Annotated in this window: 27 protein-coding genes and 1 pseudogene; 5 read left to right on the plus strand and 23 right to left on the minus strand. The window is 71.3% G+C overall.

Features of this window, described 5'->3' with window-relative positions:
* Positions 1-57: 57 nt before the first annotated feature.
* The 10 genes from ACFWDI_RS31950 to hisI all read right to left on the minus strand — a co-directional run bounded on the left by ACFWDI_RS31950 (position 58) and on the right by hisI (position 8,168).
* Positions 58-894, minus strand: a complete 837-nt coding sequence (locus ACFWDI_RS31950; RefSeq protein WP_385309356.1) for a DsbA family protein — start codon at positions 892-894, stop codon at positions 58-60.
* Between the two features lie 63 nt (positions 895-957).
* Entirely contained in the window at positions 958-1,773 is an 816-nt protein-coding gene (gene trpA, locus ACFWDI_RS31955; RefSeq protein ID WP_385309358.1) for a tryptophan synthase subunit alpha, read from the minus strand.
* Positions 1,770-3,068 carry a tryptophan synthase subunit beta gene (gene trpB / locus ACFWDI_RS31960; protein ID WP_385309360.1) on the minus strand — a complete coding sequence of 433 codons (1,299 nt, stop codon included), beginning with the start codon at positions 3,066-3,068 and terminating at the stop codon, positions 1,770-1,772. The genes trpA and trpB overlap by 4 nt, the downstream gene beginning before the upstream one ends.
* 302 nt (positions 3,069-3,370) lie before the next feature.
* Positions 3,371-3,577: a tryptophan biosynthesis modulator TrpM gene (gene trpM / locus ACFWDI_RS31965; protein ID WP_385309406.1), complete on the minus strand. Its 207-nt coding sequence runs from the start codon at positions 3,575-3,577 to the stop codon at positions 3,371-3,373.
* A 166-nt stretch (positions 3,578-3,743) separates the two neighbouring features.
* Positions 3,744-4,553 carry an indole-3-glycerol phosphate synthase TrpC gene (gene trpC / locus ACFWDI_RS31970; RefSeq protein WP_385309361.1) on the minus strand — a complete coding sequence of 270 codons (810 nt, stop codon included), beginning with the start codon at positions 4,551-4,553 and terminating at the stop codon, positions 3,744-3,746.
* A gap of 114 nt (positions 4,554-4,667) precedes the next feature.
* Entirely contained in the window at positions 4,668-5,159 is a 492-nt protein-coding gene (locus ACFWDI_RS31975; protein ID WP_385309408.1) for a DUF2752 domain-containing protein, read from the minus strand.
* A gap of 106 nt (positions 5,160-5,265) precedes the next feature.
* Positions 5,266-5,538, minus strand: coding sequence for an HGxxPAAW family protein (locus ACFWDI_RS31980; protein WP_327322981.1), 273 nt, complete (start codon positions 5,536-5,538; stop codon positions 5,266-5,268).
* Positions 5,539-5,644: 106 nt separating this feature from the next.
* A complete protein-coding gene (locus ACFWDI_RS31985) occupies positions 5,645-6,289 on the minus strand; it encodes a TIGR02234 family membrane protein (protein WP_362675328.1) in 645 nt (214 codons plus the stop codon).
* On the minus strand, positions 6,289-7,791 hold the full coding sequence (locus ACFWDI_RS31990; protein ID WP_327322983.1) for an anthranilate synthase component I: 1,503 nt from the start codon (positions 7,789-7,791) through the stop codon (positions 6,289-6,291). Before ACFWDI_RS31990 ends, ACFWDI_RS31985 begins: the two co-directional genes overlap by 1 nt.
* 11 nt (positions 7,792-7,802) lie before the next feature.
* Positions 7,803-8,168: a phosphoribosyl-AMP cyclohydrolase gene (gene hisI / locus ACFWDI_RS31995; protein WP_385309362.1), complete on the minus strand. Its 366-nt coding sequence runs from the start codon at positions 8,166-8,168 to the stop codon at positions 7,803-7,805.
* 84 nt (positions 8,169-8,252) lie between these two features.
* Between hisI and ACFWDI_RS32000 the strand changes: the two genes are divergently transcribed.
* Entirely contained in the window at positions 8,253-8,885 is a 633-nt protein-coding gene (locus tag ACFWDI_RS32000) for a TIGR03085 family metal-binding protein (RefSeq protein WP_385309364.1), read from the plus strand.
* Positions 8,886-9,045: 160 nt separating this feature from the next.
* On the opposite strand, the gene ACFWDI_RS32005 is transcribed toward ACFWDI_RS32000, so the two are convergent.
* The 10 genes and pseudogenes from ACFWDI_RS32005 to hisD form a co-directional block, all read right to left on the minus strand.
* Positions 9,046-9,237, minus strand: a complete 192-nt coding sequence (locus ACFWDI_RS32005; RefSeq protein ID WP_385309365.1) for a hypothetical protein — start codon at positions 9,235-9,237, stop codon at positions 9,046-9,048.
* Positions 9,238-9,467: 230 nt separating this feature from the next.
* A complete protein-coding gene (locus ACFWDI_RS32010; protein ID WP_385309367.1) occupies positions 9,468-10,673 on the minus strand; it encodes a cytochrome P450 in 1,206 nt (401 codons plus the stop codon).
* 87 nt (positions 10,674-10,760) lie between these two features.
* Complete coding sequence (hisF, locus tag ACFWDI_RS32015) at positions 10,761-11,516, minus strand: imidazole glycerol phosphate synthase subunit HisF (protein ID WP_327322988.1); 756 nt, start codon at positions 11,514-11,516, stop codon at positions 10,761-10,763.
* On the minus strand, positions 11,513-11,929 hold the full coding sequence (locus tag ACFWDI_RS32020; RefSeq protein WP_385309369.1) for a RidA family protein: 417 nt from the start codon (positions 11,927-11,929) through the stop codon (positions 11,513-11,515). Before ACFWDI_RS32020 ends, hisF begins: the two co-directional genes overlap by 4 nt.
* Positions 11,926-12,651: a bifunctional 1-(5-phosphoribosyl)-5-((5-phosphoribosylamino)methylideneamino)imidazole-4-carboxamide isomerase/phosphoribosylanthranilate isomerase PriA gene (gene priA / locus ACFWDI_RS32025; RefSeq protein WP_327322990.1), complete on the minus strand. Its 726-nt coding sequence runs from the start codon at positions 12,649-12,651 to the stop codon at positions 11,926-11,928. Before priA ends, ACFWDI_RS32020 begins: the two co-directional genes overlap by 4 nt.
* Positions 12,651-13,292 carry an imidazole glycerol phosphate synthase subunit HisH gene (gene hisH / locus ACFWDI_RS32030; protein ID WP_385309371.1) on the minus strand — a complete coding sequence of 214 codons (642 nt, stop codon included), beginning with the start codon at positions 13,290-13,292 and terminating at the stop codon, positions 12,651-12,653. Before hisH ends, priA begins: the two co-directional genes overlap by 1 nt.
* Positions 13,289-13,456 (minus strand): hypothetical protein, encoded by a 168-nt coding sequence (locus ACFWDI_RS32035; RefSeq protein ID WP_327322992.1) that lies wholly within the window; start codon positions 13,454-13,456, stop codon positions 13,289-13,291. Before ACFWDI_RS32035 ends, hisH begins: the two co-directional genes overlap by 4 nt.
* Before the next feature lie 4 nt (positions 13,457-13,460).
* On the minus strand, positions 13,461-14,054 hold the full coding sequence (gene hisB, locus ACFWDI_RS32040) for an imidazoleglycerol-phosphate dehydratase HisB (RefSeq protein ID WP_327322993.1): 594 nt from the start codon (positions 14,052-14,054) through the stop codon (positions 13,461-13,463).
* Complete coding sequence (locus ACFWDI_RS32045) at positions 14,051-15,196, minus strand: histidinol-phosphate transaminase (protein ID WP_385309374.1); 1,146 nt, start codon at positions 15,194-15,196, stop codon at positions 14,051-14,053. Before ACFWDI_RS32045 ends, hisB begins: the two co-directional genes overlap by 4 nt.
* Positions 15,197-15,351: 155 nt before the next feature.
* A pseudogene (hisD, locus tag ACFWDI_RS32050) lies at positions 15,352-16,650 on the minus strand (histidinol dehydrogenase); the annotation flags it as partial.
* Between the two features lie 149 nt (positions 16,651-16,799).
* Between hisD and ACFWDI_RS32055 the strand changes: the two are divergent.
* The 4 genes from ACFWDI_RS32055 to ybaK all read left to right on the plus strand — a co-directional run bounded on the left by ACFWDI_RS32055 (position 16,800) and on the right by ybaK (position 20,818).
* A complete protein-coding gene (locus ACFWDI_RS32055; protein ID WP_385309375.1) occupies positions 16,800-18,407 on the plus strand; it encodes an oxidoreductase in 1,608 nt (535 codons plus the stop codon).
* Positions 18,408-18,524: 117 nt separating this feature from the next.
* Complete coding sequence (locus ACFWDI_RS32060) at positions 18,525-19,547, plus strand: hypothetical protein (RefSeq protein ID WP_385309377.1); 1,023 nt, start codon at positions 18,525-18,527, stop codon at positions 19,545-19,547.
* An 11-nt stretch (positions 19,548-19,558) separates the two neighbouring features.
* On the plus strand, positions 19,559-20,299 hold the full coding sequence (locus tag ACFWDI_RS32065; RefSeq protein ID WP_385309379.1) for an LON peptidase substrate-binding domain-containing protein: 741 nt from the start codon (positions 19,559-19,561) through the stop codon (positions 20,297-20,299).
* 15 nt (positions 20,300-20,314) lie between these two features.
* Positions 20,315-20,818 (plus strand): Cys-tRNA(Pro) deacylase, encoded by a 504-nt coding sequence (ybaK, locus tag ACFWDI_RS32070; RefSeq protein WP_385309380.1) that lies wholly within the window; start codon positions 20,315-20,317, stop codon positions 20,816-20,818.
* Between the two features lie 433 nt (positions 20,819-21,251).
* Here the strand turns inward: ybaK and ACFWDI_RS32075 are convergent, their stop codons facing one another.
* Genes ACFWDI_RS32075 through ACFWDI_RS32085 form a run of 3 tightly spaced genes read right to left on the minus strand, consistent with a single transcriptional unit; the run spans position 21,252 to position 23,801 of the window.
* Positions 21,252-21,944 (minus strand): ABC transporter permease, encoded by a 693-nt coding sequence (locus ACFWDI_RS32075; protein ID WP_385309382.1) that lies wholly within the window; start codon positions 21,942-21,944, stop codon positions 21,252-21,254.
* Between the two features lie 34 nt (positions 21,945-21,978).
* Positions 21,979-22,830: an ABC transporter permease gene (locus ACFWDI_RS32080; protein WP_385309384.1), complete on the minus strand. Its 852-nt coding sequence runs from the start codon at positions 22,828-22,830 to the stop codon at positions 21,979-21,981.
* The gene (locus ACFWDI_RS32085) at positions 22,827-23,801 is read right to left on the minus strand and encodes an ABC transporter ATP-binding protein (protein ID WP_385309410.1); all 975 of its coding nucleotides are present in this window, start codon (positions 23,799-23,801) and stop codon (positions 22,827-22,829) included. Before ACFWDI_RS32085 ends, ACFWDI_RS32080 begins: the two co-directional genes overlap by 4 nt.
* Positions 23,802-23,846: the final 45 nt, after the last annotated feature.

Below are 23,846 nucleotides of genomic sequence, written 5' to 3' on the forward strand. Positions count from 1 at the left end.
CCCACCCGGCAACGGCTGGGTAACGAGCCGCGGCTCGAGGCAGTCTGTCGGGCCGCGTCAGGAGGCCGGCGAAGTCGGGCTCGGCGTCGACCGCTTGGTGCCCGGCTTCTTGCCCTTGTTCGCCTCTGCGACCCACTTCTTCAGATTGGCTGTGGTGATCGGCTCGCCGCCCTTGTCCGGGAAGATCGACTCCCCGTTGAGCAGCACGGTCGGTGTACCGCGGAAGCCGCTGTTGCGGAAGGCGGTGTTCGACTTCGCCACCCAGGCGTCGTGCTTGCCGTCCTCGACGCAGCTGCGGAATTCCGGGGTGTCGAGTCCCTCGACCTTCCCCGCGAGCTCGATCAGCCTGCTGTTCTTGCCGAAGGCGTCGTCCGTCTCCGCAGGCTGGTTCTGGTAGAGGACATCGTGGTACGGGGCGAACTTCCCGACGTCCTGTGCGCATGCCGCGGCATTCGCGGCGCGAAGCGAGCCGGTGCCGCTCATGTTCCCGTCGATGATGGTGGCGAGGTGGTACTCGATCTTGGCCTGACCCGTCTGCTCCAGCTCGTGGAGGGTGCCCCGGGCGACGCTCTCGAACTTCGCGCAGATCGGGCAGCGGAAGTCCTCCCACACCGTGAGCGTGGAGGGGGCGTCGCTCGCGCCCACGGGGATCGCGAGCTGGTCCTTGCCCTGCACTCCGGCGGGCGCGAGGAGAGGACCGGCATCGGAGCCGCTGCCCTTCTTGCCGGCGTTGGCGGCGACCACGCCGACCACGGCGGCGAGGCCCAGTACGCCCACCACCGCCGCCGCCACGATCAGGGTCCGGCGGCGCTTCTCCCGCACCTTGTCCCGCTCACGTTCCTGCTGGAGCCGCTCGCGCGCGGTCTGCTTCTGTCCCTGGTTCTTCTCGCTCACATCCCGCAAACGAACCGGGGAGGCATGTGCATGCCTCCCCGGTCCCATTTCCACCCGTATGAGCTACTCGACCCTGCGTACACCCTTGGCGAGGTCGCCCGCCAGCTCCCGTACCGCCTCAAGGCCCGCGGCACGGTCCGGTGCGTCGAGCATCCGCTTCACGAACGCCGAGCCGACGATCACGCCGTCCGCGAACGAGGCGACCTCCGCGGCCTGCTCGGCGTTGGACACCCCGAGGCCCACGCAGACCGGCAAGTCGGTGGTGGCCCGGGTACGCCGCACCAGGTCCTGAGCCTGCGCGCCCACGGACTCGCGGGTGCCCGTGACACCCATCAGCGAGGCCGCGTACACAAAGCCGGAACCGGCCTCAGTGATCTTTGCCAGCCGTGCGTCCTGGCTGCTCGGCGCGACGACGAAGACGGTGGCGAGGCCGTGCTTCTCGGCATGCTCGCGCCATCCGCCCGCCTCCTGGACCGGCAGGTCGGGCAGGATGCAGCCCGCGCCGCCCGCCTCGGCCAGCTCGGCGGTGAAGCGCTCGATGCCGTACCGGTCGATCGGATTCCAGTACGTCATGACGAGGACCGGCTTGCCGGTGGCCTCGTGCGCCTCGCGGACCGTACGCATCACATCGGCGATCTTGACGCCGCCGCGCAGCGCGATGTCGTCGGCCGTCTGGATGACGGGGCCGTCGAGGACGGGGTCGCTGTGCGGCAGCCCGACCTCCACCACGTCCGCGCCGCCCTCGAAGGCGGCCTTGACGGCCTCGATCCCGCCGTCGACGGTCGGGAAGCCGGCCGGGAGGTACGCGATGAGCGCGGCCCGGTTATCGTTCCTGGCCTGCGCCAGGGTGTCGCTCAACAGCTGGATGTTGCCGCTCACTTCGCGTCCCTCCTGATCTCGGCGTAGCCGTTCTCCGCGGAGGCGTCGGCGGCGACCTTCGCGTCCCCCTCGCCGTCGTACAGCCCGAAGTAACGGGCGGCTGTGTCCATGTCCTTGTCGCCGCGGCCGGACAGATTGACCACCATCAGTCCGTCCTTGCCCAGCTCCTTGCCGACCTCCAGGGCCCCGGCCAGCGCGTGCGCGGACTCGATCGCCGGGATGATGCCCTCGGTGCGGGACAGCAGGCGCAGCGCCTGCATGGCCTCGTCGTCGGTCACCGCGCGGTACTCGGCCCGGCCGCTGTCCTTGAGGTACGAGTGCTCGGGGCCGATGCCGGGGTAGTCGAGCCCTGCGGAGATCGAGTACGGCTCGGTGATCTGGCCCTCCTCGTCCTGCAGGACGTACGAGCGCGAGCCGTGCAGGATGCCGGGCTCGCCCGCGGTCAGGGTGGCCGCGTGCTCGCCGGTCTCGATGCCGTGGCCCGCGGGCTCGCAGCCCACGAGGCGTACATCCGCGTCCGGGATGAAGGCGTGGAACAGCCCGATCGCGTTGGATCCGCCGCCGACGCAGGCGACGGCCGCGTCCGGCAGCCGGCCGGCCCGCTCCAGGATCTGGCGACGGGCCTCGACGCCGATGACCCGGTGGAAGTCGCGGACCATGGCGGGGAAGGGGTGCGGTCCGGCGACCGTGCCGAAGAGATAGTGCGTACGGTCCACATTGGCGACCCAGTCGCGGAACGCCTCGTTGATGGCGTCCTTCAGGGTCCGGCTGCCGGAGGCCACCGGGATGACCTCGGCGCCGAGCATCCGCATCCGGGCCACGTTCAGGGCCTGGCGCTGGGTGTCGATCTCACCCATGTAGATCGTGCACTCGAGACCGAAGAGGGCGCAGGCGGTCGCGGTCGCGACGCCGTGCTGTCCGGCGCCGGTCTCGGCGATGACCCGGGTCTTGCCCATCCGCTTGGTGAGCAGCGCCTGGCCGAGCACGTTGTTGATCTTGTGCGATCCGGTGTGGTTGAGGTCCTCCCGCTTGAGGAAGACCCGCGCACCGCCGGCGTGCTCGGCGAACCTGGGCACCTCGGTGAGCGCGCTCGGGCGGCCCGTGTAGTTGACCATCAGGTCGTTGAGCTCGGCGGCGAAGGCGGGGTCGGCCTTGGCCTTGTCGTACTCGACGGCTACCTCGTCGACCGCGGCGACGAGCGCCTCGGGGATGAACTTGCCGCCGAACGCGCCGAAGTAGCCCTCGGCGCTGGGAACCTGACCCTCCGGGTCCGGGATGAAGAAGTCGCTCGACATTGCGACGTGCTCCTTGTCGGGGCCGTATGCCCCAGAAGTCTGGCTGACATTGGTCACGGTATGCGCGTGCGCGGCTGACTGGCGGGGCGTTGCTCCCCTACCCGCCCCGTCCCGTAACCCGGGGCTCCGCCGCCCCGGACCCCGCGCCTCAATCGCCGGCGAGGCTTGAGTTTCCGCCGGACGGGCGGAAACTCAGGCCCGTCCGGCGATTGAGGACACGCCCGAAGGGCGTACGCGGGTCCGGAGCGGAGCGCCGGTTCAGGAAGGGGGCGGGTTAGGGGAAAGCACCCGCCGGAGACCGCCTAGTGGCAGTCGCACGCGCGGACCGCGCGCCATCGCATGCCGTTGACCTGTCCCGGCTCGGACCCGATGACATAGCGCACCCGGCGGCCGTGCACCCGGCGGGCCGGGGCCCGGCAGCCGCGGGGCTTGCAGCCACGGGCGAGCCTGGCGTAGGGGTCGCGCGCGGCGCTCGCTGCCAGGCTCGTCCCCGGCACTGCGGCGAGCACCGCGCCGCGGGAGGCCGTGCCGCGGGAAACCGTGCCGGTCCTCGTGCCCCGAGGGGCGCCGAAGTCTGCCGCCGATACGCACAGGGCCGCGTCCGCCGTCGCCGGACGCGAGGGTGTCCGGTACGGCGGTGCGACAGTGGTGCGGGCGGCGGCGGTCATGGGGCGGTCAGCTCCGGCCGTGCCGCAGAGCCGGGTGGGCGCCCGCGGCGACCAGGTCGGCGACGGCCGACTTCGGGTCGCGGCCGGTGACCAGGGACTCGCCGACGAGCACCGCATCGGCACCGACGTTGGCGTAGGCGATCAGATCGTGCGGACCGCGTACACCGGACTCGGCGATCTTGACGATATGCGCCGGGATCTCTGGGGCGACCCGCTCGAAAACCGAGCGGTCGACCTTGAGCGTCTTCAGATCGCGGGCATTGACGCCGATGATCTTCGCACCGGCCTCGACCGCGCGCTCGACCTCGTCCTCGTCGTGCACCTCGACCAGCGGGGTGAGCCCGATCGACTCGGCGCGCTCGATCAGCGAGACCAGCGCCTCCTGCTCGAGGGCGGCCACGATCAGCAGCACGAGGTCGGCGCCGTAGGCCCTGGCCTCCCACAGCTGGTACGCGGTGACGATGAAGTCCTTGCGCAGCACGGGGATGTCGACCTTGGCGCGAACGGCTTCCAGGTCGGCGAGCGATCCTCCGAAGCGGCGCTGCTCGGTCAGCACGGAGATGACGGCCGCGCCGCCCGCCTCGTAGTCGGCGGCGAGCGCGGCCGGATCGGCGATCGCGGCGAGCGCGCCCTTCGACGGGCTGGAGCGCTTGACCTCGCAGATCACATTGACGCCTTCGCCGCGCAACGCGGCGACGCCGTCCTTGGCCGCAGGAGCCTTGGCGGCACGCTCCTTGAGCTCGTCGAGGCTGACACGCGCCTGCCGCTCTGCGAGGTCGGCGCGTACGCCTTCAATGATCTCGTCGAGCACACTCACGCGAGCGGCCCCCTTCCGGGACGTGGAGATGGATCAGGATCAGCCATGTCGATGGTATCCGCAGGATGGCCTCGGGCTCGCATCCGGTGGACGGCTGTCCCACTACCTGGGACTTTACGGAGCCAGCGCGGAGCCGAATGGCAAATTCCGGACCACGCTGAAGATCAGCAGAACACCGCCGAGCGACCACCACCACGCGGGCCCGAGGGTAATCCGCAGGGGCACTCCCCGTACCGCCCGAATCAGCCACATCACCCACACCGCGGCGAAGATTCCGTAGCCCACGACGGCCACCGCGTTGGACCCGAGGGCAGTCCCCAGATCCCCGTGGATGAACGCGTGGGCGCTGCGCAGCCCGCCGCAGCCGGGGCAGTAGATCCCGGTGAAGCGGAACAGCGGGCAGACCGGGTAGTGGCCCGGTTCATTGGGATCGACCGTGCCGACGTACGCGAAGGCCGCCGCGACCCCGGCGAGGGTCGCCAGCGGAGTGGCCAGGCGCCGCGCGAGCGGGGCCGGGCGGGGCTCGCGTGCCGGGCCGGGCTCGCGGGCCGGGCCGGGCTCGCGGGCCGGGCCGGGCTCGCGGGCCGGTGTGGTGGAGGAAGGCATGGCGTCCACCCCGTGATTCTCTCCGTTCCTACGGAAAGGCGCAGCTCATACAGAAAGGCGCAGCCCGGTCGCGCCGGGCTGCGCCTCGTGGAGCTGAACCGCGGCGTCAGGCGGTGGTCTGCGCCTGCGCGGGCTGCGCCGTCGCCTGGGCGGCGTGGTGCCTGGCCCGCACCGAGGCCTCGGACTCCTTCGGCATGCCGAGGCCGGCGGCCTTCATCGCCGCGCCGACCACACCGCCGAGCGCGATGACGCCGATACCGGCCCAGAAGCCGAGCGGGTTGGCCGCCACCATGAAGAGGCCTGCGATGCAGAAGCCGATGAAGGCGATGGTGACACCGGTCCAGGCGGCCGGGGTGTGTCCGTGGCTGGTGCCCGACATTGATGCGCTCCTCGTCGATGTGCTGGGTGAGCTGTTGTTCGGTGGTGAGCACTGAGCTCAACGCTCATTGTCCCGTATGCCGTGCCATGGCATGACGTGGGGTCCGTCACGCCTCGCGCGTCGGGTCCTCGCCGCGGTCCAGAGCCTTCCACAGATCCTCGGGCCGGTCCGGGTCCACCACCGCGGCCTTGCGGGGCCGAGGGGTGCCGTCGCGCTCGTAGCGGCCCGACATGGCGGGCCACTGCTTGCCGTAGCGCAGCGCGAGCAGCCCGGCGAGCAGGATCAGCAGGCCGCCGGCCGCGGTCGCATAGGGCCAGGCGGTGTGGGTGAGCGCGTCCACCGTGGCGGCCGTGTCCCCGGTGGTCTGCGCGGCCTTCTCGTCGAGAGCGGCGCTGTCGGAGGCCCCGATGAAGGCGGCGAGTGCCGCGCCCGCACCGCTCAGGGCCAGCAGGGCCGAGACGAGCAGCCGGCCTCCGCTGCGTACGGCGAAGACGGCGACGAGGGCGGCCAGACCGACGATGGCGAGCGCCGTGGGGACACCGGTGACATCGCTGCCCGCCGCCTCGAGCGGAAGGCTGCCGCCACCGACGGCGGCCTTGCCCTCGGCCCAGATCTGACCGGCGGCGATCAGCACGACGGCCGCGCCGACGGCGCCGAGGAACAGGGCGGCGGCGAGGCTGCGGCGGCTGCTTGTGGCTGAGGCGGCTTCGGCGCGGGGCTGGGGTACGGGTACAGCACTCACGTACCCCACTATCCCTTACCGTCCCGTCGGCTGTTGAGGCGGTTCGCGGTGTGGACGGCGCGGAGCACCGCGGCCGCCTTGTTACGGCACTCGGTGTCCTCGGCGACCGGGTCCGAGTCGGCCACCACACCCGCTCCGGCCTGTACGAATGCCGTGCCGTCGCGGAGCAGCGCGGTGCGGATGGCGATCGCGGTGTCGGAGTCGCCGGCGAAGTCGAGATAGCCGACGCAGCCGCCGTACAGTCCGCGCCGCGAGGGCTCCAGCTCGTCGATGATCTGCATCGCCCGGGGCTTGGGGGCGCCGGAGAGCGTGCCGGCCGGGAAGCAGGCGGTCAGTACGTCGAAGGCGGTACGGCCCGCGGCGACGCGGCCGGTCACGGTCGAGACGATGTGCATGACGTGGGAGTACCGCTCGACCGACATGAAGTCCACGACCTCGACGCTGCCGGGCTCGCAGACCCGGCCCAGGTCGTTGCGGCCGAGGTCGACGAGCATCAGATGCTCGGCGCGCTCCTTGGGGTCGGCCATCAGCTCGTCGGCGAGGGCCTGGTCCTCCTGCGGCGTCGCGCCGCGCGGCCTGGTGCCCGCGATCGGATGCACCATGGCCCGCCCGTCCTCGACCTTGACCAGCGCCTCCGGGCTGGAGCCGACGACATCGAAGCCGTGGAAGCGGAAAAGGTACATGTACGGCGACGGGTTGGTGGCCCTGAGCACCCGGTAGACATCCAACGCGCTTGCGTGGCAAGGCGTTTCGAACCGCTGCGACGGTACGACCTGGAAGGCCTCACCCGCCCTGATCCGTTCCTTGATGTCCTCGACGGCGTCCTGGTAGTCCTTGCCGCCCCAGAGCGCGGAGAACTCCGGCAGCTCGGAGGGCGGCAGCGCGGCGGGCGCGGAGGCAAGCGGACGCGCGAGGTCCGACTCCATGGCGTCGAGGCGTGCGACTGCGTCCGCGTACGCCTCGTCGACGCCGGTGTCGAGGTCGTTGTGGTTGATGGCGTTGGCGATCAGCAGGACGGTGCCGTCCCAGTGGTCGAGCACCGCGAGGTCCGAGGTGAGCAGCATGGTCAGCTCGGGAAGCCGCAGGTCGTCGCGCTCGCCGGGCCCGATCTTCTCGAGCCTGCGCACGACGTCGTAGCCGAGATAGCCGACCATGCCGCCGGTGAAGGGCGGCATGCCGGAGGCGAGGTCCTTCGGCGTGTGCAGCGTCTCGACGGTGGTGCGCAGGGCCTGGAGCGGGTCGCCTTCGACCGGGACGCCGACGGGCGGGGTGCCGAGCCAGTGCGCCTGGCCCTCGCGCTCGGTGAGGGTGGCGGCGCTGCGTACGCCGATGAAGGAGTACCGGGACCAGGAGCGCCCGTTCTCGGCGGACTCCAGCAGGAAGGTGCCCTCACGTTCGGCGGCGAGCTTGCGGTAGAGCCCGACCGGGGTGTCACCGTCCGCGAGGAGCTTGCGGCTGACGGGGATGACACGGCGGTCGGCGGCGAGCTTGCGGAAGGTGTCGAGATCCATGGCGCCCGACCCTACTGGCCCAGAGGAAGGACGTCGGCGTCGAAGCAGGTGCGGTCCCCGGTGTGGCAGGCGGCCCCCATCTGGTCGACCTTGACGAGCACCGCGTCGGCGTCGCAGTCCAGGGCGACGGACTTGACGTGCTGGACATGGCCGGAGGTGTCGCCCTTGACCCAGTACTCCTGGCGGCTGCGGGACCAGTAGGTGCAGCGGCCGGTGGTCAGGGTGCGATGCAGGGCCTCGTCGTCCATCCACCCGAGCATCAGCACCTCACCGGTGTCGTACTGCTGCGCGATGGCCGGAACCAGGCCGTCGGCGCTGCGCTTGAGGCGGGCGGCGACGGCGGGATCGAGGGAACCTGTGGGGACACTGCTGGTCATACGGCCATTGTGCCGTGTCCGCCGGGGTCGCCGGGCGGTGCGTCCACTGGGCGGACCCGGTGCCGCGGCCGTACGCTGGCAGTCATGTCGACCCATGCAAGGCGTGAACGGCTTCTGCTCGCCGACCTGTTGGAGACGGCGGGCCCCGAGGCTCCGACCCTGTGCGACGGCTGGAACACCCGGCAGCTCGCCGCCCACGTGGTGGTCCGCGAGCGGCGGGTGGACGCGGCGGGCGGGATCGTGCTGAGCGCGCTCAAGAGCCGCCTCGACCGGGTGCAGGCGGAGTTCGCCGAGAAGCCGTACGAGGAGCTGATCCAGCTGATCCGTACGGGACCGCCGCGGATGTCCCCGTACGCGATCAAGCAGATCGACGAGGCCGCGAACACCGTCGAGTTCTTCGTCCACGCCGAGGATGTACGGCGGGCGCGGCCGGACTGGACGCCGCGCGAACCGGACCGGATCTTCGAGAACGTCCTGTGGTCACGGCTGGAGAAGGCGTCCCGGCTGCTGGGCCGCAGGTCCCCGGTCGGGCTGGTGCTGCGCCGTTCGAACGGCCAGACGGCGGTCGGTCACCGCGGCACCCCGGTGGTGACGGTGACCGGGGAGCCGAGCGAGCTGACGATCTTCATGTTCGGGCGGCAGGAAGCGGCGCAGGTGGACCTCGAGGGCGACAAGGACGCGATCACCCGGCTGCACGAGGCCAAGCTGGGGCTGTAGCCCGGCGGCGCCTGAGCGTGCCGGACCGCCGGCGGCTCAGCGCGGCAGCCCGGCGCTGCGCGGCCCCTTGGAGCACACTGCGTGGACCGCCCCGAGGGCGCGGACGGCCGCGCTGACGGTGAAGACCGGCACGGGCCCCGCAGGCCGACGGCCGCGCCCGTCACCGGGTGGCTGAGCGGCGCGACGCCGAGGCTGAAAAGGTCGAGACCGAGGTGACCTGGCCGGGGGAGGCCGGATCGGTCCGGGTCTGCACGAGCGCGTTGCACAGCGCGCCGCTCAGCCCCGCGAGCCGTCCGATCACCACGGCGGCACCGACCGCGGCGACACCGACCGCGGCGGCGATGTGCGCCACCACGGCGAGAGCAGCGGTCGCCCCGGCGCCGACGATCAGCCCGAGTTCCTGGACGAGTCCGGCGTGCGCGATCCGGCCCTGTACCGGTCACCTCGGCGGTCAGCCGCGGCAGATATTCGCAGCTGAAGTCGCTCAGGCCCGTCGGAGGCGACCTGCCACCGGGCGCCACGACCGTCCTTCCTCTGCCGCTCGGCCGCCTCGACCGCCCCGTCGAGCCAGGGGGCCAGAGGTCACCAGCGCACGGGCAGCTTCCGTACGCCCCTGATCAGCATTCCGGGCATCCATGGCAGCCCGGCCTCGTCGGCGTCCGGCGCGACGTCCGGGCAGCGCTCCAACAGTGTGCGGATCGCGATACGTCCCTCGAGCCGGGCCAGCGGCGCGCCCAGGCAGTAGTGGAGGCCGTGGCCGAAGGCGATGTGGCCGCGGGCGTCCCGGCGGATGTCGAACCGGTCCGGGTCCTTGAAGCGCTCCGGGTCGCGGTCGGCGTCGGCCATGGCGATCAGGACGGTGGAGCCCGCCGGGATGACCGCACCGCCCATCTCCACGTCGTCCAGGGCGAGGCGCTCGGTGCAGGTCTCGACCGGTCCGTCGTAGCGGAGCATCTCCTCGATCGCCCCGTCGAGCAGACCGAAGTCGGCGCGCAGGGCGGCGAGCTGGCCTGGGTGCGCGAAGAGGGCCCGCATGCCGTTGCCGATCAGATTGACCGTGGTCTCGTGACCGGCGATCAGCAGCAGTACGGACATGCCGATCAGCTCGCGCGGCGAGAGCCGGTCGCCGCCCTCGTCGACTGCGTGGATCATCGCGCTGAGCAGGTCCTGGCCGGGTGCGGCCCGCTTGGCCGCGATCAGCTCGCCGAGGTACGCCGGCACCTCCTCGTACGCACGGGCCTCGGCCTCCGGGCTGGTGCGCGCGACCATCTCGTTGGACCAGCCGCGGAAGGCGTCCCGGTCCAGCTCGGGCACGCCGAGCAGTTCGCAGATGACGGTCATCGGCAGCGGGAAGGCGAAGGAGTCGATCAGATCGGCCCGCCGCTCCTCTTCCGCCAGCATCGCGTCGAGCAGTCCGTCGGTGATCTGCTGGATGCGCGGGGCCAGGGTGTCGATACGGCGCGGGGTGAATTCCCGGGCGACCAGCCGGCGTAATCGTGTGTGGTCCGGCGGGTCGGACATCAACATGTGCGCGAGGGCGGGCTGGTCCTGATCGGTGTTGATGATCTGGCCGATGCTCCCGGACTTCATCCAGGCCCGGCTGAGCCGCGGGTCGGTGAAGGCGGCGCGGCAGGCGTCATGTCCGACGACGAGCCAGAGCTCCTCGCCGTCCGGGGCGCGTACCTGGTGGACGGGGCCATCGGCGCGCAGCCGGGCGTAGACGGGATAGGGATCGCGAACGAAATCCGGGCTGAGCTCGAGCAGATCGACGATGGGCCGGGCCGCCATGCCGTTCCCCCGTTCCTAGGGTCGAACGGCACGCTACCCGGCCCGTCTCCCAACGAACGCCAGTTTCAGGTCAGTTGTCCACGTTGGTCAGCGGACGGGGTGGCCCGCCTCGCGGAGGGTGTCCTTGACCTGGGAGATCCGCAGATCGCCGAAGTGGAAGACCGAGGCAGCCAGGACCGCGTCCGCGCCCGCCGCGATGGCCGGCGGGAAGTCGGAGAGCTTGCCGGCGCCGCCGGAGGCGATGACCGGGACGGTGACGTGCTTCCGTACCGCGGCGATCATCTCCGTGTCGTAGCCGTCCTTCGTGCCGTCCGCGTCCATCGAGTTGAGCAGAATCTCGCCCGCGCCCAATTCGGCGGCCCGGTGCGCCCATTCGACGGCGTCGATGCCGGTGCCCTTGCGGCCGCCGTGCGTGGTGACCTCGAAGGAGCCTTCGGGAGTACGACGGGCGTCGACCGACAGGACCAGTACCTGGCGGCCGAAACGCTCGGCGATCTCGCGGATCAGCTCGGGACGGGCGATCGCCGCGGTGTTCACGCCCACCTTGTCGGCGCCGGCCCGCAGCAGCTTGTCGACGTCGTCGGCGCTGCGCACGCCGCCGCCCACGGTCAACGGGATGAAGACCTGCTCGGCGGTGCGGCGCACCACGTCGTAGGTCGTCTCACGGTTGCCGGAGGAGGCCGTGATGTCGAGGAAGGTCAGTTCGTCGGCGCCTTCGGCGTCGTACAGCTTGGCCATCTCCACGGGGTCGCCCGCGTCGCGCAGATTCTGGAAGTTGACGCCCTTGACGACCCGGCCGTTGTCCACGTCCAGGCAGGGGATCACTCGGACCGAGAGAGTCATCCGGCACCTCCTCGGTACGCCTCGACCTCGACCTCGACGACCAGGCTCGGGTCGACGAAGCCGGAGATGATGAGCATCGACGCGGCCGGGCGGACCGTGTCGAACAGCTCCTTGTGGGCACGGCCGACCTCGTCCACGTCCCGGGCGTGGGAGAGGTACATCCGCGTACGCACCACGTCCCCCCGGCCCAGGCCGAGCTCCTTCAGGGCGTCGAAGGCGACGCCGAACGCGGTGACCGTCTGGTCGTAGGGGCCGCCCGCGGCGATCTCGCCGCCGGCGACCGAGGTGCAGCCGGAGACCAGGACCAGGCCGTTCGGCAGCTCGACCGCGCGGGAGTAGCCGAAGGCGTCCTCCCACGGTCCGTCGGAGCCGATGCGCCGTACGGCAGGGGAATCGGAGAAGGAATCGGTCATTCCGACACCGCCGCGAGGGCCTCTTCCAGGGTGAACGCCTCGGCGTACAGCGCCTTGCCGACGATCGCGCCCTCGACGCCCTCGGGGACGAGCGAGGAGATCGCCCGCAGATCGTCGAGTGAGGAGACGCCGCCGGAGGCGACGACGGGCTTGTCGGTCGCCGCGCAGACATTGCGCAGCAGCTCCAGGTTGGGCCCCTGGAGGGTGCCGTCCTTGGCGATGTCGGTGACGACGTAGCGGGCGCAGCCCTCGGAGTCGAGGCGGGCGAGCGTCTCGTAGAGGTCGCCGCCGTCGCGGGTCCAGCCGCGGCCGCGCAGCGTCGTACCGCGTACGTCGAGGCCGACCGCGATCTTGTCACCGTGCTCGGCGATGACCTTGGCGACCCACTCGGGGGTCTCCAGCGCGGCGGTGCCCAGGTTGACCCGGGTGCAGCCGGTGGCCAGCGCGGCCGCGAGCGAGGCGTCGTCGCGGATGCCGCCCGACAGCTCGACCTTGATGTCCATGGCGCCGGCGACCTCGGCGATCAGCGCGCGGTTGTCGCCGGTGCCGAAGGCCGCGTCCAGGTCGACGAGATGCAGCCACTCGGCGCCCGATCGCTGCCAGGTCAGAGCGGCTTCGAGCGGAGAGCCGTACGAGGTCTCCGAACCGGACTCGCCATGGACGAGGCGTACGGCCTGGCCGTCGCGGACGTCGACTGCGGGGAGGAGTTCAAGCTTCGGCATTACAGCGTCTCAATCCAGTTGGTCAGCAGCTGGGCGCCGGCGTCGCCGGACTTCTCGGGGTGGAACTGGGTGGCCCACAGCGCGCTGTTCTCCACGGCGGCGACAAAGCGCTCGCCGTGCGTGGCCCAGGTGACCTGGGGCGCGCGGATGGCGGGGTTGGTGACCTCCAGGTCCCATTCGTGCACGGCGTAGGAGTGCACGAAGTAGAACCGGGCGTCGACGTCGACTCCGGCGAAGAGCCGGCTGTCGGCGGCCGCCTCGACGGTGTTCCAGCCCATGTGGGGCACGATCGGGGCCTTCAGCGGGCCGACCGTGCCGGGCCACTCGTCGAGGCCCTCGGTCTCGACGCCGTGCTCGATGCCGCGTGCGAAGAGGATCTGCATGCCGACGCAGATGCCCATGACGGGCCGGCCGCCGGAGAGCCTGCGGTCGATGATCCACTCGCCACGGGCCTTCCTGAGGCCGTCCATGCAGGCGGAGAAAGCTCCGACGCCGGGGACGAGGAGCCCGTCGGCGTTCATGGCCTTGTCGTAGTCACGGGTGATCTCGACGTCCGCGCCGACCCGGGCGAGGGCTCGCTCGGCCGAGCGGACATTGCCGAATCCGTAGTCGAAGACGACGACCTTCTTGGGCACGGTCATTCCCAGATCCCCTGAATCCGCAGGACACCGGCGACCAGGCACATCGCGGAGGCGATACCGAGAAGCCCGATCAGGCCCATGGGCATCTTCTGCTTGGAGAAGGAGTACACACCGCCGGCGAGGAAGAGACCGACGACGATCAGGATGGTGGAGAGGCCGGTCATGAGTTTAGAGGGCGCCCTTCGTGGAGGGGAGGATGCCGGCGGCGCGCGGGTCGCGCTCACAGGCGTAACGCAGGGCGCGGGCCAGCGCCTTGAACTGGCACTCCACGATGTGGTGCGCGTTGCGGCCGTACGGGACGTGGACGTGCAGCGCGATCTGGGCCTGCGCGACGAAGGACTCCAGGATGTGCCGGGTCATCGTCGTGTCGTACGAGCCGATCATCGGCGCCATGTTCTCGGGCTCGGTGTGCACGAGGTACGGACGCCCGGAGAGGTCCACGGTGACCTGGGCGAGCGACTCGTCCAGCGGCACGGTGCAGTTGCCGAAGCGGTAGATGCCGACCTTGTCGCCGAGCGCCTGCTTGAAGGCGGCGCCGATCGCGAGGGCCGTGTCCTCGATGGTGTGGTGCGAGTCGATGTGCAGATCGCCCTCGGTCTTCACGGTGAGGTCGAACAGGCCGTGGCGGCCGAGCTGGTCGAGCATGTGGTCGTAGAAGCCGACCCCGGTCGACACATCGACCTTTCCGTGGCCGTCGAGGTCGATCTCGACGACGACGGACGTCTCCTTGGTGGTGCGTTCGACCCGTCCTACGCGGCTCATGCGCTCTGCTCCTTCTCGCTGCGTTCCTTCATGAGGGCGCGTACCGCCTCGAGGAACGCGTCGTTCTCTGCCGGGGTTCCCGCGGTGACCCGCAGCCAGCCCGGTACGCCGTTGTCACGGACCAGGACGCCCCGGTCGAGGATCTGCTGCCAGACCTCGTGGGCGGCCCCTTCGCCGTCGAAGCGTCCGAACTGCACAAAATTGGCGTCGGACTCGGTGACCTCGTAGCCGATCGCCCGCAGCTCGCCGACCAGGCGGTCCCGCTCGGTCTTCAGCTGCTCGACATACCCGAGCAGCGTATCCGTGTGCTCCAGCGCGGCGAGCGCGGTGGCCTGTGTGACGGCGGACAGGTGGTACGGCAGGCGCACCAGCTGGACGGCGTCGACGACCGCCGGGTGCGCGGCCAGATACCCCAGGCGCAGACCGGCCGCGCCGAAGGCCTTGGACATGGTGCGCGAGACCACCAGGTTCGGCCGGCCCTCGATCAGCGGCAGCAGCGAGGGGCGGTGACTGAATTCGACGTACGCCTCGTCGACCACGACTATCGCCCCGGCAGTGTCGGCCCTGGCCGCCTGCGCCGCCTCGTACAGGGCGAGGACGGTGTCGGCCTCGACCGCGGTGCCCGTGGGGTTGTTGGGCGAGGTGATGAAGACGACGTCCGGCCGGTGCTCGGCGATGGCAGCCTCGGCGGCCGCCACGTCGATGGTGAAGTCCTCGCCGCGCGGCCCGGAGATCCAGCCGGTGCCGGTGCCGCGCGAGATCAGGCCGTGCATGGAGTACGAGGGCTCGAAGCCGATGGCGGTACGGCCCGGTCCGGCGAAGGTCTGCAGCAGCTGCTGGATGACCTCGTTGGAGCCGTTGGCCGCCCAGACGTTGGCGAGAGAGACCTCGTAACCGGCGGTGCGGGTGAGATAGCGGGCCAGCTCGGTGCGGAGCTCGACCGCGTCCCGGTCGGGGTAGCGGTTCAGCTCGCGGGCGGCCTCGCGGACACGGTCGGCGATGCGCTCGACCAGTGGCTCGGGCAGCGGGTAGGGGTTCTCGTTGGTGTTCAGACGTACGGGCACGTCGAGTTGGGGCGCGCCGTACGGGGACTTGCCACGCAGCTCGTCCCTGATGGGCAGGTCGTCGATGCCGAAGGTCACTTGCCGGGCACCTCCCACTCGGTGTGCCGGTCCGGTTCGCCTCCGGCGCTGCGCTGATCCAGCTCGCCTCCGGCGCTGCGCTGATCCAGCTCGCCTTCGACGCTGCGCCGGTCCAGCTCGCCTTCACCGCTGCGCTGATCCAGTTCGCCTCCGGCGAAACGCGCCTTCACGGCGGCGCCGTGCGCGGGCAGGTCCTCGGCCTCGGCGAGCGTCACCACGTGGTGCGTCACCTCGGCGAGAGCGTCTCTCGTGTAGTCCACGATGTGGATGCCGCGCAGGAAGGACTGCACGGACAGGCCCGACGAGTGACAGGCACAGCCGCCGGTCGGCAGGACATGGTTGGAGCCCGCGCAGTAGTCGCCGAGCGAGACCGGCGCCCACGGGCCGACGAAGATCGCGCCGGCGTTGCGGACCCGGGCGGCGACGGCGGAGGCGTCGGCGGTCTGGATCTCCAGGTGCTCGGCACCGTACGCGTTGACGACCCGCAGGCCCTCTTCGACGCCGTCGACCAGGACGATCGCGGACTGCTTGCCGCTCAGCGCCGGGACGATCCGGTCCTCGATGTGCTTGGTGGCCGCGACCTGCGTTTCGAGCTCCCTCTCGACCGCGTCCACCAGCTCCGTGGAGTCGGTGACCAGCACGGCGGCGGCCATCGGGTCGTGCTCGGCCTGGCTGATCAGGTCGGCGGCGACGTGCACCGGGTCGGCGGTGGAGTCGGCGAGGATCGCGATCTCGGTCGGCCCCGCCTCGGTGTCGATGCCGATCCGGCCGGTGAAGTACCGCTTGGCAGCGGCGACCCAGATATTGCCCGGCCCGGTGACCATATTGGCGGGGGCGCACTCCTCGGTGCCGTACGCGAACATCGCGACGGCCTGTGCGCCACCGGCGGCGTACACCTCGTCGACGCCGAGCAGCGCGCAGGCGGCGAGGATCGTCGGGTGCGGAAGGCCCCCGAACTCTTTCTGCGGCGGGGACGCCAGCGCGATGGAGTCGACGCCCGCCTCCTGGGCCGGCACCACGTTCATGATCACGGAGGAGGGGTAGACGGAGCGGCCGCCCGGTGCGTACAGACCGACGCGCTCGACCGGCACCCACTTCTCGGTGACGCTGCCGCCGGGGACAACCTGCGTGGTGTGCTCGCGGCGGCGCTGCGCGCGGTGGACGATTCTGGCGCGCCGGATCGACTCCTCCAGAGCGGCCCTGACCTCGGGGTCGAGCTGCTCCAGTGCGTCGGCGAGGGCCTTCGCACCCACCCTCACCTGCTCCAGCTTCACACCGTCGAACTTCTCCGCGTAGTCGATCAGCGCCGCCGTGCCGCGATGATGCACGGCCTCGCAGATGGGCCGCACCTTCTCCAGGGCGGCTTCCACGTCGAACTCGGCACGGGGCAGCAGGTCGCGCAGGGCGGCACCCTCGGGGAGGGCGTCGCCACGCAGATCGATTCGTGAGATCACGGAACCAATTCTCTCAGACCGGAATCGGCCGCTGGTCTCCCGTATCACTGGCTGATACATGCCCCAGTACATGTTCATGACCACTAGCGTTCAGTCCGTCACTCAGCGGGAAGAACAGCTGTACGAGCCAAGGAAGCGGAGGAGCGGCAGTGACCGAGCCGCTGGACGACGGGGCTCCGGACGGGCTGCGCCCGACCGAGCTGCGAATGTGGAACGCATTCCGAAACGGGAGTACGCACGACCTGAGCGACGCCAATCCCCTGCTGAACGATCCCTTCTCACCGCGCCCCTGGGGCCCCGAGCGCAGTGTGCGCGCCGGCATCGTCGCCCGGCTGCTGCTCAGCGGCCCGGCCGCGCGGCCCGGCCGGGTCGCCGCGCTCAAGCTCCGCGGGGTCCAGATCACCGGGACGCTCAAGCTCGCGGGCGGCAGCATCGCCCCCTACGTCGAGCTGAACGGCTGCCGCTTCGACAGCGAAGTGCTGATGCCCGAGGCGCACTTCACCACGGTGCGCATGGTGGGCTGTGCGATCCCGCGGCTCGAGGCGGCCCGGCTGCGTACCGAGGGCGATCTGCATCTGCCGCGCTGCCGGGTGGAGCACGGCATCCGGCTCACCGACGCGCAGATCGGCACGGATCTGCTGATCAACCAGATCAATGTCAGGCCGGACCGGCGCGGCCGCGCGATCACCGCGGACGGGATGTCGGTCGCGCAGGATCTGCAGGCCGAACTGATCGAGACGTACGGCGAGTTCAGCCTGCGCGGCGCGAAGGTCGGGGTCTCGCTGAGCCTGCGCGGCAGCCGGCTGCGGGCGGCGGCGGAGCGGCGTGCACTCAATGCCCCGCAACTGAGTGTGGAGCGGACGCTCTATATGACGGGCGCGTGGGTGAGCGAGTCCACGGGCAATCAGGGCACCACGCCCCCTTTCGGCATCGGCATCGGCAATGCGGCCACGCCGTCGCGCGGCACGCGGCTGCAGCCCTTCGAGTGCCATGGCGGGGTGCGGCTGGACGACGGGCGGTTCGGCGACGCGGTCGACCTCCACCGGGCGCGGTTCGTCCTGAGCTCGCGCGAGGAGCTGTCGCTGCGCCGGATCGCCACTCCGGAGCTGCGGTTCAACGCGGAGCGCCCGGAGGAGGGGCGCGTCGTGCTGAACGGCGCGAAGGTGGTGACGCTGATCGACATGGCGGCGAGCTGGCCGGGTCCTGGCGGGCTTGCGATGGGCGGCTTCGTGTACGAAAACCTCGTCCCGTACGAGGAGTTCCCGCTCGGGCGGCGCCTGGAGTGGGTGGCGTCGGCGACTCCGGAGTACTCACCGGAGCCGTACGAACGGCTGGCGACCGTGCTGCGCAACAGCGGCGAGGACGCGGACGCGCGCGAGGTGCTGCTCGCCAAGCAGCGCCGCCGCCGTGAGACGCTCCCGCTGGCCGCGAAGCTCTGGGGCTATCTCCAGGACTGGACGGTGGCGTACGGCTACCGGCCCGGCCGGGCGGCCCTGTGGATGGCGGTGCTCTGGGCGCTGGGCGCACTCGCCTTCGCGCAGGTGGAACCGGCGCCGATCAAGGCGGACGAGCATCCGGAGTGGAATGCCGCGCTGTACGCCCTGGATCTGCTGGTGCCGGTGATCAATCTCGGCCAGGACGGCTACTGGCGGCTGGACAGCCACTGGCAGTGGGCCTCGGCCGCGCTGATCCTGCTCGGCTGGATCCTCGCGACGACGGTCGCGGCGGGCGCGTCCCGCCTGCTCAGACGGGGCTGAACCACCTGTCGTACGACCTCTTTCTTTACGCTCTCTTGGCTTTCGCCAGGACAACCATTCTGCCGCTACGAAAGCTTCACAGCTGTCCTCTGGCGCGTCTTCGAGCCGAAGCTTTCAATGGTCCACACCATGCCATTGCTCCGCGCCATGATCCGCACCGCGCGCATGATCCGTCATACGCCGCAGCTCGCCGACGGCTTGCCGCCGGACACCGCGGTGCTGCTCGACGCCCCCGACGGGCGGCTGGGCCCGGCGCTGGTCGCGGCCGCGCTCGGTGAGTACGAGCCGGCCGCCAAGCTGCTCGCGATCACGCGCGAGGGGGCCGAGTGGGAGAACCGCGACCGGTACGTCACACGCCTCGCGGCCTTTGCGCTGAACCGCGACGAGTGGCTGACGAGCTGGCTCGCCGCGGCGCCCCGTGACCCCGACGCGCTGGTCCTCAAGGCCGAACTCGCCGTCCGCAGGGCCTGGGAGTCGCCCGCACGCGCCGAGCGGCTGCGGGAGATCGGGCCGCTGATCGACGTGGCGGCGGACGGCGATGCGAACGACCCGGTGCCGTGGCGCATCTCGCTGGACCACGCACGCGGTACGCATGCCACGCACACGGCCTTCGAGTCGCTCTGGGAGCAGGCGGTGCGCCGCTCCTCCCACCACTACGGCTGCCATGTCGCGGCGCTGCAGTACCTGTCCGCCCAGTGGTACGGCTCGCACCGCGAATGCTTCGACTTCGCCGAGCAGGCGGCGGCGGACGCGCTGCCGGGCTCACTGGTACAGGCGCTGCCGGTGCGCGCGGCCTTCACGCAGTTGCTGACCGGCGAGACCACCTCCGTACAGGACGACCGGATCGACGCGGCGGCGGATCTCGCGATCGCGCTCTCGACGGACTACGCGGCCGGGGATCCATGGCCGGCCGAGGTACGCAATCTGCTGGTGTACGTGCTGGTGGGGCGGGGGCGGTGGGCGGAGGCGCTGGAGCAGTTCCGGCTGATCGGCCCGTACGCCACGTCCTTCCCCTGGACCTACGTGACCGACGATCCGCTGGGTCAGTTCCTCGATACGAGGGACGGCGTACGGATCCAGATCGCCTCTTCGATGCCACTGCGTGGACGGGCCGGACGAAGCTGGTCCTTCGGCCATTAGGCTTGACCGTTGTGACCACCGCACGTCTCCCCCTCTTTCCGCTGAACTCGGTGCTGTTTCCGGGCCTCGTCCTGCCCTTGAACGTCTTCGAGGAGCGTTATCGCGCCATGATGCGCGAGCTGCTGAAGACGGACGAGTCCGAGCCTCGCCGTTTCGCCGTGGTCGCCATCCGCGACGGCCGCGAGGTCGCGCCGACCGCGCCCGGCATGCCGGACCCGACCGCGCTGCCCGAACGCGGCCCGGCGGCGGGCTTCGGCTCCGATCCGATCCAGGCCTTCCACCACATGGGCTGTATCGCGGACGCGGCAACGATCCGCGAGCGCGCGGACGGCAGCTTCGAGGTGCTCGCGACGGGTACGACGCGGGTCAAGCTTCTCTCGGTCGACGCGAGCGGCCCGTATCTGACGGCCGAGCTCGAGGAGATCCCGGAGGAGTCGGGGGACGGCGCGGGCGCGCTCGCCGAGGGCGTGCTGCGGGCCTTCCGCAGCTACCAGAAGCGGCTGGCGGGCGCACGTGAGCGCTCGCTGTCCACCGGGGCGGATCTGCCGGACGAGCCCTCGGTGGTCTCGTACCTGGTCGCCGCGGCGGCCGTACTGGACACTCCCGCGAAGCAACGGCTGCTGCAGGCCCCGGACACGGCGACCCGACTGCGGGAGGAGCTGACGCTCCTGCGCGCGGAGACCGCGATGATCCGCCATCTTCCGTCGCTGCCCGCGGTCGATCTGACCCGGGCGCCGACGAGCCCCAACTGACGGGAGCAGCTTGCGGTGCCGAAGAAGACCAAGAAGTCCGGCGGCCCTGGGGGCACGCCCGCCACGGTCGCGCTGGCCGCGGCGGGCACGGAGTTCACCGTGCACGCGTACGACCACGATCCCGCGTCCGCCTCGTACGGCGATGAGGCGGCCGAGGCCCTCGGCGTCTCCCCCGACCGGGTCTTCAAGACCCTGGTCGCGGACGTCGACGGCGAACTGACCGTGGCAGTGGTCCCGGTGGCCGGCCAGCTGGACCTCAAGGCGCTGGCAGCGGCGGTCGGCGGCAAACGCGCGACGATGGCGGACCCGGTGGCGGCGGAACGTACGACAGGCTATGTACGGGGCGGTATCTCGCCGTTGGGCCAGCGGAAGCGTCTGCGTACGGTCCTGGACGCGTCGGCTTCCGTCCACGCCACGATCTGCGTCTCGGCGGGCCGCCGCGGCCTGGAGGTCGAACTCTCCCCGACGGACCTGGCGACGCTGACGTCGGCGGTACTCGCACCGATCGGGCGGGCGTAGGGGCTCGACGGGGCGGCTGTCCTCGGATACGACCGTAGGAACACTCCGACGGGGAGAGGACGGCGCATGTCCAAACGAACCCGCAAACGGAAGTGGCGCATCCGAAAGCACCGGGCCAACCACGGCCGCCGCCCGGCGTGATCCCGGGGCTCCGCCCCGGACCCCGCGCCTCAATCGCCGACGGGGCTGAATCTCTTTCAGCCTGTCCGACTGTTGAGGACATGCGCCCTACGGGGACCCCTGAAGGGTGTACGGGGGTTTGGCGGAGCCTCCAGTCACGGGGCCCCGGACCCGCGCCTCAATGGCCGGCGGGGCTGAAAACTCCAGCCCGTCCGGCGATTGAGGACACGCGGCCGAAGGTCGCATCCGGGGTCTGGGGGCTTGCCCCCAGTCACGGGGAAGGGCGGGTAGGGGAACAGGCCCGCCGCAGGCGTCAGGTCGTGCCCGGCCCCGGCGGCTGCTCCGTCCCCGGCGCCCCGTACTGCGGCGGCCACTCCGGTTCCGGGTCCCGCGGACCGAACAGGGCCGTCAGCGCCAGGTGTACCACCATCGCCGCCACCGACCACGCCAGCAGCGCCCCCTTCGCCCTCAGCTCCAGGTACGCGTCGAAGGTCACCCCCTGGCCGACCTCCCGCGCATGCGCGACCACATCCTGCGTGGGGCCGAACCACACCCCGATCCCCCACGCCAGCAGCGAGCCCAGCAGTCCGCCCACGGCCAGCGCCACCACCAGCGCGATGCCCCCGCGCCTGCGGAACCAGAAGACCGCCGCCGCGCTCACCGCGCCGAAAGCGAGTGCCAGCAGCACGAAGGTGCCGTCCGCGCCCACCGCCTCCTCGCCCTCCGTGTCCTTGAGGAAGACCGCCTTGTCGTTCGAGATCAGCGGCACGCGCGGCGCCAGCCACAGCCACAGCAGCCCCAGCGCCACGCCCAGAACCGCCACGGCCACCAGCACCACGGCCGCGTCCCGCAGGTCGGTCTTCAGCTCGGGGCTCTCCTCCGCGTCCTCGGCGTCCTTCGCATCCTTCGCGTGCATGGACGCGTGGCCCGTCGGCGGCGACTGCCAAGGGTCGTCGTTCGGCGAATGCTGATGAGGCTGGTGCGGCGGTGTCAGAGGTGCGGTCACACCGCCATCGTGCCAGGCGTGCCGGAACGCCGCCTCACCGGACTGCCGCCCGCCGGTACGCCCACGTCGCGACCGTCAGCGAGACGACACCCACCAAGGCGCAGACCGCGAGGTCCAGCCCGACGACCGCCCAGTCCGGACGCGCGTCGAAGGTCCGCGCGAGGGCCTCGACGCCGTACGTGGAGGGCAGCAGATCACGTGCGTACGAGATCGGCCCCGGCAGCCGGCCGGCCGGCAGCACCCCCAGCAGCAGCGCCGCGGACATGCCCAACTGGCCGAGCAGCGTGGCAAGTTCCTGGCGGGGCGCGAGCAGCCCGAGCGCCGCGCCCAGCCCGGCGAGAGCCGCACCGGCGAGCGGGATCACCGCGGCCAGCACCCATAGATGCGTCAGCGGCAGCTCGAACAGCACGCTGCCGGCGACCGCCGTGACCACCGTGCCGGGCACGGTGAAGGAGGCGTACGCACCGGCAGCGCCGAGCACCACCGCGGCCGGCGGCACCGGCAGCGTGGCGTAGTGGTCGAGGCCGCCGCTGGCCCGCAGCTGCCCGAAGTACTGGGCGAGCAGATTGAGCGCGACGAAGGCGACGACGAGCACACTCGACCCCGCGACGACAGCGCGCGCCTCCGCGCCCCCGTCGACGACCCCGCGCATCAGGACCATGATCCCGATCGACTGGAAGGTCGCCACAAAGAGCAGCGGGATCCGGGCGACCCGTGCCCGGGACAGCTGCGCGCGGTACACGGCGCCGAGCGCCGGCAGCAGCCGCGCCCGCGGCGCGAGCGGCGCGGCGGCCGCAGCCTCGGCCCCGCCGTCCGCTCCGGCCCGTCCGGCCTGTCCCGCCTGTTCCGCTTGTTCGGCCACCGCCTCCGCGGGCACGGTGCTCACGCCTTGACCAGCCCCTTCGTCGCGTTCCCGCCGAGTGCCAAGTACACGTCCTCCAGGCTGGGCGTGGCCAGCGTGAAGTCGTCGAGTGCCGCGAACGCCGCGCCACCCGTCACCGCCGCGACCGCCGCCCGTGCCTCGTCCGGTGCGAGCCTGAGCACCCAGCGGCGCCCGGACTCCTGCGCGGACCCGCACAGCGCGGCGACCTCGGGCACATCCAGCGGTGCCCGCTCGCGCCACACCAGCTCGACCCGTACCTCGCCCGCGACCCGTTCCTTCAGCCCGGTCGGGGTGTCGCAGGCGATGACACGGCCCCGTTCCAGTACGGCAACCCGGTCGAGGACGGTCTCGGCCTCGATGACGTTGTGGGTGACGAGCAGCACGGTCGCCCCGTGCTCCGCGCGCCGCCGGTCGACCGCGGCCCATACCGCGCGCCGCGCGACGGGGTCCATGCCGGTGGTCGGCTCGTCCAGTACCAGGACCGGCCGCTCTCCGACCAGCGTCGTCGCGAAGCAGGCCAGCCGTCGCTGCCCGCCGGACAGCTTCTTGAGGGGGCGTGCGGCGAGCCCGGTCAGCCCGAGCTCCTCCAGTACGGCGTCACGCTCGGCCCGTGCGTCCCGTACGGACAGTCCGCGCAGCCGCCCCGTCGTCTCGGCGGCGAGTGCGACGGTCAGCTCGTCGAGCGCGGTGGACTCCTGCCCGAGATAGCCGACGAGCCGGGAGGCCCGCTCCGGATGACGTACGAGATCGTGGCCGAGCACCTCGACACTGCCGGAGTCCGGGCGCATCAGCCCGGTGAGCTGTCGTACGAGGGTGGACTTACCGGCGCCGTTGGGTCCGAGCAGGCCGAAAATCTCCCCGCGTCGGACATCCAGACTGATCCCGTCGGTGGCACGCACTTCAGGGGTCCCCGGCGTCCCCCGCCTGCCGCGCACGGCGGGGTACGTCTTGACGAGATCCCGCACCACGCACACCGTACTCACGAGGTACGAGACTACGGGGTCCGGACGCCCGGAATG

This window comes from Streptomyces sp. NPDC060064 (genome assembly GCF_042736455.1).
Lineage (GTDB): Bacteria > Actinomycetota > Actinomycetes > Streptomycetales > Streptomycetaceae > Streptomyces.